General features: G+C 64.4%; 17 protein-coding genes and 1 pseudogene. 8 read left to right on the forward strand and 10 right to left on the reverse strand.

Going from position 1 to position 15,486, the window contains the following annotated elements; translation table 11 throughout:
- The 10 genes and pseudogenes from GEV02_RS00005 to GEV02_RS00050 form a co-directional block, all read right to left on the reverse strand.
- Nucleotides 1-584 (reverse strand): annotated as a pseudogene (locus GEV02_RS00005) (flagellar hook-length control protein FliK); the annotation flags it as partial.
- Nucleotides 581-898 carry a hypothetical protein gene (locus tag GEV02_RS00010; protein ID WP_152800558.1) on the reverse strand — a complete coding sequence of 106 codons (318 nt, stop codon included), beginning with the start codon at nucleotides 896-898 and terminating at the stop codon, nucleotides 581-583. The pseudogene GEV02_RS00005 and the gene GEV02_RS00010, both read right to left, overlap by 4 nt.
- Nucleotides 891-1,280 (reverse strand): flagellar export chaperone FliS, encoded by a 390-nt coding sequence (fliS, locus tag GEV02_RS00015; RefSeq protein WP_008449474.1) that lies wholly within the window; start codon nucleotides 1,278-1,280, stop codon nucleotides 891-893. Before fliS ends, GEV02_RS00010 begins: the two co-directional genes overlap by 8 nt.
- Nucleotides 1,281-1,319: 39 nt before the next feature.
- Entirely contained in the window at nucleotides 1,320-2,741 is a 1,422-nt protein-coding gene (fliD, locus tag GEV02_RS00020; RefSeq protein WP_152835946.1) for a flagellar filament capping protein FliD, read from the reverse strand.
- A gap of 101 nt (nucleotides 2,742-2,842) precedes the next feature.
- The gene (gene fliJ, locus GEV02_RS00025; protein ID WP_008449472.1) at nucleotides 2,843-3,274 is read right to left on the reverse strand and encodes a flagellar export protein FliJ; all 432 of its coding nucleotides are present in this window, start codon (nucleotides 3,272-3,274) and stop codon (nucleotides 2,843-2,845) included.
- A complete protein-coding gene (fliI, locus tag GEV02_RS00030; protein ID WP_328595675.1) occupies nucleotides 3,271-4,581 on the reverse strand; it encodes a flagellar protein export ATPase FliI in 1,311 nt (436 codons plus the stop codon). Before fliI ends, fliJ begins: the two co-directional genes overlap by 4 nt.
- A complete protein-coding gene (gene fliH, locus GEV02_RS00035; RefSeq protein ID WP_152835947.1) occupies nucleotides 4,578-5,288 on the reverse strand; it encodes a flagellar assembly protein FliH in 711 nt (236 codons plus the stop codon). The genes fliI and fliH overlap by 4 nt, the downstream gene beginning before the upstream one ends.
- Nucleotides 5,285-6,328: a flagellar motor switch protein FliG gene (locus tag GEV02_RS00040; RefSeq protein WP_152835948.1), complete on the reverse strand. Its 1,044-nt coding sequence runs from the start codon at nucleotides 6,326-6,328 to the stop codon at nucleotides 5,285-5,287. The genes fliH and GEV02_RS00040 overlap by 4 nt, the downstream gene beginning before the upstream one ends.
- On the reverse strand, nucleotides 6,312-8,087 hold the full coding sequence (gene fliF / locus GEV02_RS00045; RefSeq protein ID WP_328595676.1) for a flagellar basal-body MS-ring/collar protein FliF: 1,776 nt from the start codon (nucleotides 8,085-8,087) through the stop codon (nucleotides 6,312-6,314). The genes GEV02_RS00040 and fliF overlap by 17 nt, the downstream gene beginning before the upstream one ends.
- Nucleotides 8,088-8,120: 33 nt before the next feature.
- On the reverse strand, nucleotides 8,121-8,471 hold the full coding sequence (locus GEV02_RS00050; protein WP_152835949.1) for a flagellar hook-basal body complex protein FliE: 351 nt from the start codon (nucleotides 8,469-8,471) through the stop codon (nucleotides 8,121-8,123).
- A 211-nt stretch (nucleotides 8,472-8,682) separates the two neighbouring features.
- Between GEV02_RS00050 and GEV02_RS00055 the strand changes: the two genes are divergently transcribed.
- From GEV02_RS00055 to GEV02_RS00090, 8 genes are all read left to right on the forward strand, one after another.
- A complete protein-coding gene (locus tag GEV02_RS00055) occupies nucleotides 8,683-8,913 on the forward strand; it encodes a hypothetical protein (protein WP_152835950.1) in 231 nt (76 codons plus the stop codon).
- Between the two features lie 151 nt (nucleotides 8,914-9,064).
- On the forward strand, nucleotides 9,065-9,946 hold the full coding sequence (locus GEV02_RS00060) for a FliM/FliN family flagellar motor switch protein (RefSeq protein WP_152835951.1): 882 nt from the start codon (nucleotides 9,065-9,067) through the stop codon (nucleotides 9,944-9,946).
- 4 nt (nucleotides 9,947-9,950) lie between these two features.
- The gene (locus GEV02_RS00065) at nucleotides 9,951-10,322 is read left to right on the forward strand and encodes a FliM/FliN family flagellar motor switch protein (protein ID WP_174998903.1); all 372 of its coding nucleotides are present in this window, start codon (nucleotides 9,951-9,953) and stop codon (nucleotides 10,320-10,322) included.
- Nucleotides 10,319-11,086, forward strand: a complete 768-nt coding sequence (fliP, locus tag GEV02_RS00070) for a flagellar type III secretion system pore protein FliP (protein WP_152835953.1) — start codon at nucleotides 10,319-10,321, stop codon at nucleotides 11,084-11,086. The genes GEV02_RS00065 and fliP overlap by 4 nt, the downstream gene beginning before the upstream one ends.
- Nucleotides 11,087-11,102: 16 nt before the next feature.
- Complete coding sequence (gene fliQ, locus GEV02_RS00075; RefSeq protein WP_008449457.1) at nucleotides 11,103-11,375, forward strand: flagellar biosynthesis protein FliQ; 273 nt, start codon at nucleotides 11,103-11,105, stop codon at nucleotides 11,373-11,375.
- 18 nt (nucleotides 11,376-11,393) lie between these two features.
- Nucleotides 11,394-12,176: a flagellar biosynthetic protein FliR gene (locus GEV02_RS00080; RefSeq protein ID WP_152835954.1), complete on the forward strand. Its 783-nt coding sequence runs from the start codon at nucleotides 11,394-11,396 to the stop codon at nucleotides 12,174-12,176.
- On the forward strand, nucleotides 12,169-13,308 hold the full coding sequence (locus tag GEV02_RS00085; protein WP_152835955.1) for an EscU/YscU/HrcU family type III secretion system export apparatus switch protein: 1,140 nt from the start codon (nucleotides 12,169-12,171) through the stop codon (nucleotides 13,306-13,308). The genes GEV02_RS00080 and GEV02_RS00085 overlap by 8 nt, the downstream gene beginning before the upstream one ends.
- Entirely contained in the window at nucleotides 13,305-15,392 is a 2,088-nt protein-coding gene (locus GEV02_RS00090) for a flagellar biosynthesis protein FlhA (RefSeq protein ID WP_152835956.1), read from the forward strand. The genes GEV02_RS00085 and GEV02_RS00090 overlap by 4 nt, the downstream gene beginning before the upstream one ends.
- The last annotated feature ends 94 nt before the right edge of the window (nucleotides 15,393-15,486 follow it).

The raw sequence follows: 15,486 nt of genomic DNA on the forward strand, positions 1-15,486 counted from the left end.
GCCGCCCTGGCGCCGGTGGCCGGCGCCGGGGCGGCCAGCGGTGCGGCCTGGGCCAGCAGCGCGCCGAACATGGCGGGCATCAGGGTGGCGGTGCTGGCGCTGCCGCTGCCGGTGGTGCTGTCGGTCTTGCCGTCGGCGCCGCTGTCGGTGCCGGCATCGACGGCGGCCAGTTCGGCGCCGGCGGCCTGGTCGGCCAGGTTCAGCAGTTGCGCAAACAGCGGCGCGACGGCCACCGCTTCATCGGCGGCCGGCTCGGCCTGCTCGCGGCCCGGGTAGCTGACCGGATCGTTCTGGCTGGACGGCGTGGCGCTGCGCGGCGCCGGCTTGGCCTGGTTGCTGGCCAGCGGCGTGCGGTTGTTGCCGTTCGGCTGGGACTTGCCATTGGCGGTGACCGGATTCTTGTTGTTGCCGGTCAGCGGAGGCGATTTCGCCGGAACCCGGCTGCCGGTGCTGGCGTCGGCGTTATGACTTTGCGCGGCCGTCGGCATGCTGTCGAGGCCGCCGTGATTGGAGGCCACCGGAGCGGTCAGTTCGGCTTGCGCGGCTTTTGCCGCGGCCGTAGCGCTGGAGAGTGTCATGGTCATGCTTGGATTCCGGTTTCTAACTGTTCGCTGTCCAGCGCATATGCCAGCCAGCCTTCTTTATTGGTCTGCATTTCCTGCAAGCGCCGGTCCAGATCCCCGGTGGCGGCGTTGCAGGCTTCCACCGCTTGCTCATGTACCTGGCGCAGGGCCGCCAGCGCGGCCCACTCGGCGCTGCTCCACGGGCCCTGGGCCGCCATCTGCGGCAGCGTCGTCGCCATTAACGTGTTAATCGCCGCCAGCATCTTCCAGTCCTGCGAAGCGATGGCGGCGCTCATTTTCTGCGCCATTTGCAGCAAGGTGCGTTGCCTATCCATTTTTGGCCTGTACTCCCAGCCAGCCCTTTTTGATGGTGGTCAGCAGCGTCGTGACTTCATCGACGATGGTCGGATCCAGGCTGACGCCGGCCGTGTACAGGCGGCCGGCGCAGTAGTCGTACAGGCGCCCCAGGTTTTCCACCACTTCACCGCCATTGTCGAAGTCCAGCGAACTGGCCAGGCCGTTGATGATGTCGGTGCATTTGTTCAGGCTGTTGGCCTTGAGCTCGTAGCGCTTGCCGACGATGTGGCCGCGCGCGCGGGCCAGCTCTTCGAGCAAGCCGTCGGTCAGCACCAGCACCAGTTCGATCGGCGACGCCCGTGCCACCTGGGCGTCCAGATTGGTGGAGTGGTAACTGCTGTAGGCTTCCTGGTTCAACATGGTGTTCACCGTAATGGTCGTTAGTGCTGGGGTTGAGGCTTAATTGCTGTTGTTCGACGCGAACATCGCCTCGAACATATTGGAGGTGCTGGTCATCGACGCCTGCAACTGCTGCAGCGCGCTGAACTGCGCCAGGTAGCGTTTGTAGGAATTGTCGAACTGGGTCTGCAGCGTGACCTGGCGCTTGGCGACGTCATCGACCACCTTGGTGGCGGCGGTCTTGCGGCCGCCGATCAGGCCGGTCGCGGAATTGGTCCAGGTGTTGACCAGCTTGTTCATCGAGCCCAGCACGCCGCTGTCGACGCCGATGCCGGCGCGGCCGAACAGCTGGTCCATCTTGCCCGGATCGGCGGCGATGGTTTTCTGCAGGCGGGCGCTGTCGAGCGACAGCGTGCCGTCGCGCGCGGCGGTGATGCCAAAGCTGATCAGCGACTTGCCGCCGGTGGCGCTGCGCAGCATCGCGCTCAGGCTGGCGCGCAGCGCGGTGACGCCGGAATCGTTGTACAGCGCGGCGTCGACCGACTTCGGCGTGCTGTCGGTGGCCGACGTGGGGCTGTGGTCGCCCGGCGCGGTGACGGTGTTGAACACCGCCAGCAGCTTGTTGTAGGCGTCGACAAAGGTCTGCACGTTGGCGGCGGTGGTGCTGTTGTCCGGGCCGATGGTCAGTTGCACCGGGGTGGCGCCGGCCAGCTGCGCCTGCTTGACGGTGAACTTGACGTTGTCGATGGTGGTGAAGGTGTTCGAAGCCTGCGTCACCTTGGTGCCGGTGTTCTGGTCGCCCATCCAGACGATGGCGTCCTTGGCGGTCGCTTCCACCTTTTGCGTCGACAGGTCGGATTGCAGCGCCGGGTCGCCCAGTCCCGAGACATCGAGCGTAGCGATGGCGTTGTTGGCGCCGGTCTGGGTGGCGGTCAGCACCAGCTTGGGCTGGCCGTTGATGGTCAGGGTCGAGGCGGTGACGCGCGAGTTGTTGCTGGCCGCGACATTGATGGCGGCGGCGATTTCCTTGGCCGACAACTTGCCGTCCATATTGCTGTCGGCGGTGGCCAGGTCGATCTGGAAGTTGGTGCCGTCGGCCAGCATCACCTTCATCGAGCCGGCGCCGGCGCCGGTGACGGCGCTGTCGCTGACGTTGTAGGACACCTGGCCGGCGGTGGCCAGCTGCTCGACGTAGAACGAATAAGTGCCGGCCACGGCGGTGGAACTGGCGGTGCCGGTGGCGATCGCGGTATTGCTGCTGGTGGCGGCGGCGGCGCTGACGGTGGACGTGCCGGTGACCAGCGCTTGCAGCGTGGACTGGAAGGCGCTCAGCGCCGTGCCCAGCGTACCGAGCGCGGCGACGGTGGCGGTGGCCTTGGTGTTGCGGCTGTCCAGTATGGCCTTGGTCGGCGCGACATAGGCGTTCGCCAGTTTCTCGGCCGTGGTCTGCGGATCGTAGTTAGGACTGCTGATGACGGACATGATCGTGCTCCCGGTAAGGATGATTGAAGTGTACCCTGATATAAGGCGACCTTAATCGTTTCCCTATGAAAATATTTCTAACTATTTTTTCGCGGCGGCGTTTATTTCTGGCCGCGTATCCAGAGTTGCGTTGCTAATTCATCATGTTGCTTGCGTTCCTGCACATTTTGCTGTTGCAGGACCACCTTTTGCTGCTTGCTCAGCACCTTGCCCAGCACTTCGCGCTTGGCCCAGGCCGCGTTGAGCGCCTTCTGCGACACCGCCATGTCGGCCTCGTGCATGTGCAGGTCGAGCCGGTGGCTGTCGGCCATCTGCATCACGGCCTGCTTGTAGTCGCCGCAGTTGCCGGCCAGCGCGGGATGCAATTTGCCGCTGGCGCCGCTATTCGTGTAGAGCCCGGTCAGGCGCTCCAGGTTTTTCTGATAACGCTCGCGCAAACTTTCCTTTTCAGCCAGCTCGGTCTGCAGGCGCTCCACCTCGGTGTTGCGCAGGGCCACCAGCGTGGTCAGATTGCGGATGTTGTGTTGGCTCATGTCATCAGCTTTTCAAGTTGGTGGACGCACGGTGCGAAGGGCGCTTCTTCCTTGGTGCCCTGGCACAGGAAATCTTCGACCCGCGGATGCAGTTGCACCGCCTTGTCGGTGACCGGATCGGCGCCCGGCACATAGGCGCCCAGCGGGATCAGGTCGCGCACGCGGTCGTGGCGCGCCATGCTGGCCTTGAGCGCGCGCGCCGCCAGCATGTGTTCGTGGGTGATGACCTGGGTCATGCAGCGGCTGATCGAGGCGGCGATGTCGATCGCCGGATAGTGGCCCCGTTCGGCCAGCTCGCGGGTCATGACGATGTGGCCGTCGAGCACGGCGCGGGCGGTGTCGACCACCGGATCCTGCTGGTCGTCGCCCTCGGCCAGCACGGTGTAGATCGCGCTCATGCTGCCGGTCTGGTTTTCGCCGTTGCCGGCCGATTCGATCAGCTGCGGCAGCGCCGAGAACACCGACGGCGGATAACCCTTGGTGGCCGGCGGCTCGCCCAGCGCCAGCGCCACTTCGCGCAGCGCCATGGCGTAGCGGGTCAGCGAATCGACCAGCAGCAGCACATTCTTGCCCTGGTCGCGGTAGTGGGCCGCGATCGAGTGGCACAGCTCGGTGGCCATGATACGCATCAGCGGGCTCTCGTCGGCCGGCGCGATCACCAGCACGGCCTTGGACAAGCCTTCCTTGCCGAGCGACATTTCGACGAATTCGCGCACCTCGCGCGAGCGTTCGCCGATCAGGCCGACCACCACCACGTCGGCCACGGTCTGCCGGGTCATCAGGCCCAGCAGCACGGACTTGCCGACGCCGGAGCCGGCCATCAGGCCGACGCGCTGGCCCTTGCCCAGGGTCAGCATGGCGTTGATGGCGCGCACGCCCACGTCCAGCGCCTCGGTGACGGGTTTCTTTTTCAAGGGATGGATGCGCGGCGGCTGCGCTTCGAGCGGGAAATCGCCGCCCAGCTTGCCGAGGCCGTCGATCGGTTCGCCGAGGCCGTTGACCATGCGGCCCAGCCAGCCGGAACCGATCTGCAGGCTGACTTTTTCCGGCAGCGGCAGCACGCGCGCGCCGGTGGTCAGGCCGATGGCTTTCTTGAACGGCATCAGGAAGGACAGCTTGTCGCGGAAACCGACCACTTGCGCGTCCAGCCATTCGCCGGTGACTGTCTCAATCTGGCAACGCTGGCCCGTGTGCAGAGGGCAACCGACGGCCTCAAGCAATAAACCGGACGCCCCCACCAGGCGACCGGTCGGGGTCGCCATGGGTACGGAACCCAGTTCGAGATTGCGTAAGGCGTCAGCGATCACTCTTCGCTCTCCGGTTCGTCGCCGCCGTCGGCAGCTTGAAGTTGATTATCGACCTGTTCCATGACAGCCGCAAGACGTTGATGGCATCCGGCGTCGACTTCGTTGTCGCCGGCCTTGATGCGGCATTCGCCCACTTCCAGGCGGGCGTCGGGGATCAGGTTCCAGCGCTTGGAACGTTTCGGGTCCAGTTCGGCGATGCGCTTCAATTCTTCCGGGTTCAGGAAGACATCGATTTCCTCGCGGGTCGGGGGCATCGACGCCAGCGTTTCCTCGACCAGGGCCATCAGCTGCACCGGTTGCAGCGCCAGTTCGGCGCGGATCACCTGGCGCGCCACCTTGGCCACCAGGTCGACCACTTCCTTGCGCTGGGCGGCGCGGTAGTCGGAGCGCAGTTTTTTCAGGCTTTTCAGCATGGCGTCGACCGGGCGCGCCATCTGGTCGTAGGCCACCAGGGTTTCGTGGCGGCCTTCTTCGCGGCCCTGTTCCTGGCCGGCGCTGCGGCCGGCTTCGAAGCCGTCTTCCTGGCCGCGCGCCAGGCCGATTTCGTAGCCGTCGCGCTGGCCTTGTTCAAAGCCCTCGCTGACCGAGGCGGCCCATTGGGCGCCGCCGTCGCCGCCCTGGCTGTGGCTGTGCGCCACGGCGCGCTGGTGCGCCAGGTTGGTGAACTGGGCCAGCGGCGGGAAGCGGTAGGCGCGGAACGACTTCATTCGACCACCTGTTCGGCGAACAGCTGGATCTCGACTTCGCCGGCGTCGGCCAGGGCCTTGACGGTGGCCATGATTTCCTGGCGGGTTTGTTCGATGCGCGACAGCGGCATCGGGCCGGCGCGGCGCATCATGTCCTCGAAGGCCTGGGCCTGGCGTTTCGGCATGGTCTTGAGGATGGCGTCGCGGATCGACACTTCGGCGCCTTTGAGCGCGATCGCCCATTGCTCCAGCGGCACTTCCTCGATGATGCGGGTGATCGCCACTTCCGACTGGTTGCCGAGGATGAAGAAGTCGTACATCGACAGCTCGATCTTGGACACCACCTCGGGATCGTGGGCGCGCAGCAGCTCGACCATCTGCGCGCGGTTGCTGGGCAGGCGGTTGAGGATTTCGGCGGCCTGGCGTATGCCTTCCACGCTGGTGCTCTGCGAATCGAAGGACGACAGGCAGCGCACCACCAGTTCGTCGAGCTCGACCAGCAGGTCGCGGTCGACTTCCTCCATGCGGGCCAGGTTCAGCAGCACCAGGTCGCGGCCGTCGGCCGGCAGGGCGTCGATGATCTGGCCGGCCAGCGCGGCCGGCAGGAAGGCCAGGAACACCGCCTGCATCTGCACGTGTTCGTTGGAAATGTATTCGGCCAGCCACTTCGGCGACGCCCATTGCAGCCGCGCCATCTTCGGCCGCAGCTCGTCGCCGTAGATGTTGTTCAAGACGGTGTTGGCGAGGTCGCCGCCCAGCGCCAGGTCCAGCGAGCGCTTCAGGTAGCTGCGCGAGGCGCCGTGCACGCCGGACTGCTGGCGGTAATCGTCGAAGAAGGTTTGCATCGCGGTCTTGACGGACTCGACCTTGATGCCGCTCATGCGCGACATCACCTGCGTCACTTCCAGCAATTCCTCGCGGCTCAGGCAGCGCAGCACGGCGGCGGCCGGCTCCTCGCCTATGCTCAGCAGCACAATCGCGGCTTGTTCCACCGGCGACAGTTGCGCATTGCGGACGGCGTTGCCGTAATCTTCATCGTCGGGGTTATTGAGTTCGGCCATTTTTCTGCATCCATTGTTTGACGACTTCGGCGACACGTTCCGGTTCTTTGGCGGCCAGGACTTTCAGGTGGTCGACCATGACGTCGACGGCCGAGCCTGGCGGCGGCAGATCGTAGTTTTCCAGCAGCGGCACCACCGGCATGCCCGGCGTGGCGGCGGCGCCCGGCAGGGCAGGGGCGGCGCCCGGCGTGCCCGGCGCATGGGCGCCGGCGATGGCCGGCGTGCCGGCGGCAGCGGCGGCTGCCTCCTTGGCTTCCTTGGCGGCCACCACGGCGGCCTGTTCGGCGGCGCGGCGTTCGGCGGCGATGCGGGCCAGTTCCTGCGGCGCCGGCGTCAGGCGCACGGTGGCCAGGCGCATCAGCGGACGCAGCAGCAGGAAGTAGCCGAGGATGATGCCCACGCCGTACATCACGTAGGAGCTGATGTCGACCACGTTGTCGCGCTCCTGCCACCATGGGGTGACGGCCGCTTTCGGCGGGAAGTTCATGACCGACACCACCAGCTGGTCGCCGCGCTCGGTGTTGATGCCCAGGCCGTTGCGCAGGATCTTGTCGATGTTGGCGATTTCGTTGGCGCTCCAGCCGGTCTTCGGCGTCGGCGAGGCGGCTTGCGCCAGCACCACGGCGACGCTGAGCTTCTCCAGGCGGCCACGGCTGCGCTTGGTCTGGATGATGCTGCGGTCGTAGGCGTACTGGCGGGTGGTGGCGTTCTTGCGCGCCGTGCCTTCGCCCGGGTTGCCCGGATCGTTGGCGGCGGCCGGCTTGTTGGCGTCGGCCGGGTTGGCGTTGGCCGGCGGCGGACGGTTCGACAGCGTGCCCGGCACGCCCATGGCCACGCGGTTGCGGTCCTGTTCTTCGCGCATCGCTTCGCTGGTCACTTTCGGATCGGCGCCATACTTCTCGACGGTTTCCTCGACCTTGTCGTTGTCGACGGTGGCCATCACGCTCATGCGGAAGTTGTCGTCGCCGATGACCGGGCCCAGCAGGTTGCGGACGTTGGCCTTGACCTCGTCCTGGATGCGCTTGCCGTTTTCATTGCTGGCGGCGCCGGCGTCGAAGCCGTCGGCCAGGTCGATGTGGGACGACAGCAGGTTGCCGGTCTGATCGACCAGGCTGACGCGCTGCGGGTTCAGGCTGGCGACGCTGCCGGCCACCATGTTGACGACGGCGGCGATCGCCTCAGGCGACATGGTGTGGCCGGGCTTGAGCGCCACCACCACCGAGGCCGACGATTTCTCGCCGTCCGAGGAAACAAAGGAGGTCGACTTGGCGATCGACAGGTGCACGCGCGCATGGGCGATCGCGTCCAGCGTCATGATCGATTGCGCCAGCTCGCCTTCCAGGCCGCGGCGGAAGCGCACGTCCTGCACGAATTGCGACACGCCCAGCGGGTCGTTCTTGTCCATCAGCTCCAGGCCGGCCGGCAGCTGCGCGGTCACGCCCTTGGCGGCCAGCAGCATGCGTACCTTGCCCAGCATGGAGTTGGGCACCAGCACCTGGCCGCTTTCCGGATGCAGGCGGTAAGGGATGTGGTCGGCGTCGAGCACCGTCATCATGTCGGCCGCGGCGACTTTTTCGCGCGCGCCGAACACCGGCTTGTAGCCGGACTGGTCGCTCCACAGATACATCAGCACCATGGCCGTCACGCCGATCGCCAGCAGCAGCAGCGGATACAGGTTTTTCAGCAGATTGGGAGGCAGCGACAGCGCGACGGGGCTGGCGCGCCAGCGCTCGAAGGCGGACTTGAGGGGATTGATCACGTTGTTTGCTTTCGCGTTGAACCGGGCGGGCCGTTACAGCGGTAATTTGATGAGTTCGTCCACGGCGCCCATCACTTTGTTGCGCACTTGCATCAACATCGAGAAGGACAGGCTGGCTTCCTGGCTGGAGAGCATGGCGCCGACCAGATCGTCGCTCTTGCCGGAATCGACATCGGACATCTGCTGGGCGGCGTTGGCGTCGGCATCGCTGACCTTGTGCACCGCATCCTTCATCGATTGCGCGAAGGAGAAGGCGGGCTGGACGTCGCTGGCGCCGGCGCCGAATTGCGCGGCCGGGGCGATGCTCTGATTGGCCAGGTTTTGCGCCGCGTTGGTCAGCGACGCGAGGTCCGCTTGTATCAGGTTAGAGATTCCGTTACTCATCTTGCTATCTCCCGTTCATGCAACGTTAGTCCCATATGTCTACCATATCCAGATTGCCAGAAAGCAGCAAGCCCCGCGTTGTTTATCTGTTGGTCGCTGTTCCCAATCAAGCGACACCACGCTGTCGATGTCACAGTCTTGTAAGAATGGCAGCGTATGCAGGATGATCAGACCCCAACTGGTATGCTTCCCAGCGGGGTGGCAGTCATGCTTGATTGTTTCCTGGAGTGAAGAAGGGCGCCTGGCGGCGGCAGCGCCGCCGAAACAGTTTTCCTGCGGCAAATATCGTTATAAATCATTCACTAAGCGCCATTTATTCATGTGTGTTGCGGGGCAGCGTCAGACTGCTGGAGCTGGGATAAGCTTACCGGCTAGCAATATTCTTGTAAAGACTTATTTGCCCGGTGGAATTGTTCAGTTAAATATTGTTGTTTGGCAATAATGTGAATTTTGATGTATGCTGTGCTATCGATATCGGCTGACTTTAAGTTACGATAGGTAATATTCCCCAAATAGTGCGTTCGAAGTAACCAGTTTTTAGCTGGATAGTGAGATGATGGTGGAGTAGCGAAGAAATCCGACATGGCGAAAACATGACAACGACAAAACAGACAGCGCCACCTCAAGTTCTGGACCCATGCCTGCTGGGGCGGCCGGTGCATCTGCTGCACATCTTTGCGGCCCAGTTGCGCGACGACCTGTCGCAGTCGATGCGGCTGAATATGAACCGCCGCTACTGGGGCGGTTTCCAGGTGGAGGATGTCGCGTTCAGCCGGCTCGAAGGCAACGAAAGCCGCAGCCGCTGGCTCAGCTTCGCGGCGCCGGCCGGACAGATCGCCTTTTCGCTGGAACGCAAGGTGCTGCTCAGCGTACTGAACTATCGCTACGGCAGCGGCAAGGCCGACGCCGCCGCGCTGGACGAGAGCGCGGTGCGGGTCACGGCCACCGAGGAACGCCTGGCTGTTGTACTCGGGCAACAACTGGCCGGTACGCTGGCCGGCCGCATCGAATTAAACCTCCCCGTGCTCGACAAGCCGGCCCCGGCCGAAGGCGAAACCGAGGCCGACAGCGAATTCAAGCCGGCCCCCGGTTCCCATCCCGCCAAGGGCAGCTGGATCATCACCGTCACGCTGGCCGACATCGCCAGCGGCGCCACCGGCAAGTACTGGTTCGCGCTGGACAAGGTGCTGATGGCCAGCGTGCTGCGCGGCCTGCTGCGCGACCGCGACAGCGGCAATGGCAAGAAGGGCAAGGCCGCCGCGCCGCTGGCCCAGCGCCTGCAGGTGGGCCTGGTCGGCCGCCTGGCCAGCAAGGAAATCGCGCTGGGCAGCTTGTACGATTTACAGGTCGGCGACGTGATCCCGATCAGCCTGAACAGAGCAGACGTGCTGCTCGAAGATTCCCGCCTCTTCACGGCCGCCGTCACCGAGCACAAAGGCAAACTCTGTTTAACCTCTTTTGAAGACGCCGAATAACATGATGAACATGAACGTAGCCAACCCTAGCGACGCCCTGCTGGAAGACCTGTCCGAAGAGATGATCATCGACCAGGTCGGCACCGAGCTGGCCGACGTGCCAGCCTCGCCGGCGCGGCGCGACCTGCCGGCGATGATGCGCAAGATCCCGGTGACGCTGACGCTGGAGGTGGGCTCGGCCCGGATCTCGCTGCAAGACCTGATGGCGATCGGCCCCGACAGCGTGGTCGAGCTCGACGTGCTGGCCGGCGAACCGCTGGTCATCAAGGTCAACGGCACCGCCATCGGCCGCGCCGAAGTGGTGGTGGCGGGCGAAAACTACGGCCTCAAAGTGATCGACCTGGACGGCCTCAATCTCGACATGATGACTCCATGATCTGGAGGATGCCTGCGCGCCGGCGCCTGTTGCTGGCTGCGTCGATACTGGCCGGGGGCGCGCTGGTGCTCTGCTGCCAGTCGGCCCACGCGGTCGACCTGCTGGCCAACGTGGTGCCCGGCGCGAAAACCGAGCTGACGGTCAAGACCCAGATCCTGATCATCATGACCTTGCTGGGCTTGCTCCCGGTGATGGTCATGATGATGACCAGCTTTACCCGCTTCGTCATCGTGCTGTCGCTGCTGCGCCAGGCGCTGGGCTTGCAGCAGGGCCTGCCCAACCGCATCATCACCGGCGTCGCGCTGATCCTGACCCTGCTGGTGATGCGGCCGATCGGCGACCAGATCTGGACCGAAGCCTTCGTGCCTTACGACCAGGACAAGATCGGCCTGGAGACCGCGCTGCAGATCGCCGAGAAGCCGGTGTCGCGCTTCATGCTGGCGCAGACCAGCAAGGCGGCCCTGCAGCAGATCGCCCACCTGGCCGGCGAGGACAAGATCACCGTGCCCGCGCAGCACGCGTTCACCGTCAAGCTGGCGGCGTTCGTGCTGTCGGAGCTGAAGACCGCTTTCCAGATCGGCTGCATGCTGTTCATTCCCTTCCTGGTGATCGACCTGGTGGTGTCGTCGGTGCTGATGGCGATGGGCATGATGATGCTGTCGCCGCTGGTGATTTCATTGCCGTTCAAGCTGCTGCTGTTTGTGCTGGTGGATGGCTGGACCCTGACTGTCAACACGCTCGTCACGAGCGTGCAGGCGTACTGAAACTGAGGCGACCCTGATGCTGACTCCCGAAGTTGCCGTCGACCTGGTGGTCGAATCGCTGCACATCGTCATGCTGCTGGTGGTGATCCTGGTCGTGCCCGGCCTGATCACCGGCCTGGTGGTGGCGCTGGTGCAGGCCGCCACGCAGATCAATGAACAGACGCTGAGCTTCCTGCCCAGGCTGCTGGTGACGCTGCTGGCGATCATCCTGATGGGACGCTGGATGGCCGGCTACCTGATGGATTTCTGCGTTTCCATCTTCACCCGCGCGGCCACGCTGGTCGGCTAGCTTGGCCCAGCCATCGCCATGGAACCGATACTGAGCCAGTTGCTGCCGATGCTGACCGCGCTGTGGTGGCCGTTCTGCCGCATCCTGGCGATGTTCATCGGCGCGCCGGTGCTGGGCGAGGCGGTCACGCCGGTCACCGTGCGCATTTTGATCGCGCTGGTGCTGGCGGTGCTGATGCTGCCGCTGACCACGACCGGCGCCCCCATCGATCCGTTTTCCATGCACGGCGTGGTGGCCAGCATCGAGCAGGCGCTGATCGGCTTCGTGCTGGGCCTGGCCTTCCACTTCAGCATGTCGGTGATCGGCGTGCTGGGCTATCTGGTGTCCTCGCAGATGGGCTTTTCGATGGCGGTGATGAATGACCCGATGAACGGCCAGTCGTCGGACGTGGTGTCGGCGCTGCTGTCGGTGCTGTCCATCATCGTCTTCTTCGCCATCGACGGCCATCTGGTGATCGCCAACGTCATCGGCCAGAGCTTCAAGGCCTGGCCGCTGGGCCACGGCTACCAGCCGCTGCTGTTGAATGCGGTGGCCTACAACGTCGCCTGGATATTTTCCGCCGCCATGCTGCTGGCCATCCCCATCGTGTTTTCCACCATGGTGGTGCAGCTGGGCTTTGGTTTCCTGAACCGCGTGGCGCCGGCGCTGAACCTGTTTGCGCTGGGCTTTTCGGTGATTACCATCTTCGGCCTGATGATGCTGGCGCAGGTGGTGCGCTTCATCCCCGAGCACTATGTGCGCATGACCAATATGGTGCTGGAGCTGATACGCCAGCAGATGCAGGTGGCGCTCCATGGCTGACCAGGACAGCGCCGATAAAACAGAAAAGGCTTCACAGCAGAAGCTCAAGAAGTCGCGCCAGGAAGGGCAGGTGGTGCGTTCGCGCGACCTGTCGACCGCGATCGGCATCCTGGTCAGCCTGAAGCTGTTCGTCTACCTGCTGCCCGATTACATGGCCGAGTTCCACGAAATCTTCCACCAGAGCTTTGCGCCGCTGGACTCGACGGGCGCGATCGACAACGCCATGTCGACCGTGTTCAGCACCTCGATGTGGCTGCTGGTGAAGATGCTGCTGCCGCTGTTCATCGTGCCCTTCTTCATCGTGCTGGGCGCGATGGTGCCGGGCGGCTGGGTGGTCAGCACCAAGCACTGGGAACCGAAGATGGAGCGCCTGAGCCCGGCGGCCAACCTGGGGCGCTTGTTCAGCGCCAAGCACGGTTTCGAGTTCCTGGTCTCGCTGGGCAAGGCCGGCGTGCTGATCGCCACGCTGATCCATGTGGCGCGCTCGACGGTGCAGGATTACACCCAGCTGCAGCACATGCCGATGGGCCAGGCCATGCTGGCGGGGTCGAATTTGATGCTGGACGGCTTGATGTCGCTGGTCGCGGTGTTTATCATCTTCGCCTTGATCGACGTGCCGGCGCAGGCGTATTTCTTCGCCAAGAACCAGCGCATGTCCAAGCAGGACCAGAAGGAAGAGCACAAGTCGACCGAGGGCCGGCCGGAAGTGAAGAGCCGCATCCGCCAGCTGCAGCGGGCGATGGCGCGGCGCAGCGCGCGCAAGACGGTGCCGACCGCCGACGTGGTGATCGTCAACCCGGAGCACTACGCGGTCGCGCTCAAGTATGACCACGACCGCGCCGAAGCGCCGTATGTGGTGGCCAAGGGCATCGACGAGATGGCCTTGTACATCCGCCAGCTGGCGGCCGAGTTCAAGATCGAGGTGATGCCGCTGGCGCCGCTGGCGCGCGCCATCTACAACACCAGCCAGGTCAACCAGCAGATCCCGGTCCAGCTGTACCAGGCGGTGTCGCAGGTGCTGAACTATGTATTGCAATTGAAAGCATTCCGTACCGGACGCCGTAACGCCGAGCCGGTCTATCCAAGAGAAGTCGATGTCCCCACATCCATGAGCGAGGTTAAGCAGTCATGAATTTTTTGAACAGGCTGGTCGCCGAAGCGCGTCGCCATAAGTTCGCCACGCCGGCATTCCTGTTGGTCATCCTGGCGATGATCATGCTACCGCTGCCGCCGGTATTGCTGGACGTGATGTTCACGTTCAACATCGTGCTGGCCCTGATCGTCATTCTGGTGTCGGTCTCGGCGCGCCGGCCGCTGGACTTCTCGGTGTTCCCGACCGTGATCCTGGCCACCACCATGATGCGGCTGACGCTGAACGTGGCGTCGACCAGGGTGGTGCTGCAGCACGGTAACGAAGGCACGGCCGCGGCCGGCCATGTGATCGAAGCCTTCGGCAATGTCGTCATCGGCGGCAATTATGTGGTCGGTATCGTGGTGTTCGTGATCCTGATGATCATCAACTTCATGGTCGTCACCAAGGGCGCCGAGCGGATCTCCGAAGTGTCGGCGCGTTTCACGCTGGACGCCTTGCCCGGCAAGCAGATGGCGATCGACGCCGACCTCAACGCCGGCTTGATCAACCAGGAAAAAGCCCAGGCCCGCCGCCTCGACGTCGCCGCCGAGGCGGACTTCTACGGCGCCATGGACGGCGCTTCCAAGTTCGTGCGCGGCGACGCCGTCGCCAGCATCCTGATCCTGATCATTAATATGGTCGGCGGCGTGGCCATCGGCGCGCTGATGCACGATATGTCCTTCGGCGACGCCTTCAAGCAGTACGCGCTGCTGACCATCGGTGACGGCCTGGTGGCGCAGATCCCGGCGCTGCTGCTGTCGGCCGCAGCGGCCATCCTGGTCACGCGTATCTCGGACTCCGGCGACTTCGAACAGCAAGTCGGCGACCAGGTGCTGGCCTCGCCGCAGGTGATGATGAGCGCCTCGGGCATGATGCTGATCCTGGCGCTGGTGCCGGGCATGCCATGGCAGATGTTCGGCCCGTTCGCGCTGGTGCTGGCCTATGTCGGCTACCGGCTGTTCCAGCGGGTCAAGGCGCCCGACACGTCCAATCTCGACGCCATCGAGGCCGCGCTGCGCGACGACCGCGCGCCCGACCTCGACTGGCACAGCCTGCCGGCCGTGCAGCAATTGCAGGTGGCGCTGGGCTACAAGCTGGTCGGCCTGATCGACAAGGCCCACGGCGAGCCGCTGACCAAGCGCGTCAAGGGCGTGCGCCAGAGCCTGTCCGAAGCGATGGGCCTGCTGCTGCCGCCGATCATCGTGCGCGACGACCTCGGCCTGAAGCCTTCGCAGTATTCGGTGATGTTGTCGGGCAGCGTGGTGGCCCAGGCCGAGGTGTTTGCCGACCGCCTGATGGCCATCCCGTCGCCCAACATCTACGGCCAGATCGACGGCATCCCCGGCATCGAGCCGGCCTACGGCATGCCGGTGACATGGATCGAAACCAGCGAGAAGGCCAACGCGCTGGGCCTCGGTTATCAGGTGGTGGAGGCGCCGAGCGCGATCGCCACCCATTTGTCCAAGCTGATCCGCGAATACCTGCCGGAACTGTTCCGCCACGAAGACGTGCCGGCGCTGATGGACCGGCTGGCGGCGCTGTCGCCCAAGCTGGCGTCCTCGCTGGACAAGGCGCTGACCCACACGCAGATGCTGCGCGTGTTCCGCGTGCTGCTGGCGGAAAACGTGTCGCTGAAGGATATCGTGCCGATCGCCACCACGCTGGTCGATAGTTCCGAAACCACCAAGGATCCCATCCTGCTGGCGGCCGAGGTGCGCTGCGCGCTGCGGCGCCAGATCGTCACCGGCCTGTTCGGCCAGAAGACGGAGATGCAGGCCTTCAACCTGGGCGGCGACCTGGAGAACATGCTGCTGGGCTCGCTGAACCAGGCGCGCCAGAGCGGCAAGGTGGTGCTGGACAACTATCCTATCGATCCGCATCTGCTGGCGCAACTGCAGGTCAATATGCCGGTGGCGCGCGAGCAGATGAAGCAGCAGGCCACGCCGCCGCTGCTGCTGGTGCTGCCGCAGATCCGGCCGCTGCTGGCGCGCTACGCGCGCCTGTTCGCGCCCGGCCTGCATGTGCTGTCGTACAACGAGATACCGGAGAACCGCGAAGTGAGCATCATCGGCACGGTCGGCTGAGCCGCCTGGCCGCAGTGGGGGTATGGGGTGGGGACGATTGTTGCTTTTTCGTCAGTTGTTGGTAATCGTGCACTGATTTTTTAATAAGCATGAT

It is taken from the genome of Rugamonas aquatica (assembly GCF_009380215.1).
Classification (GTDB): Bacteria; Pseudomonadota; Gammaproteobacteria; order Burkholderiales; family Burkholderiaceae_D; genus Rugamonas; species Rugamonas aquatica_B.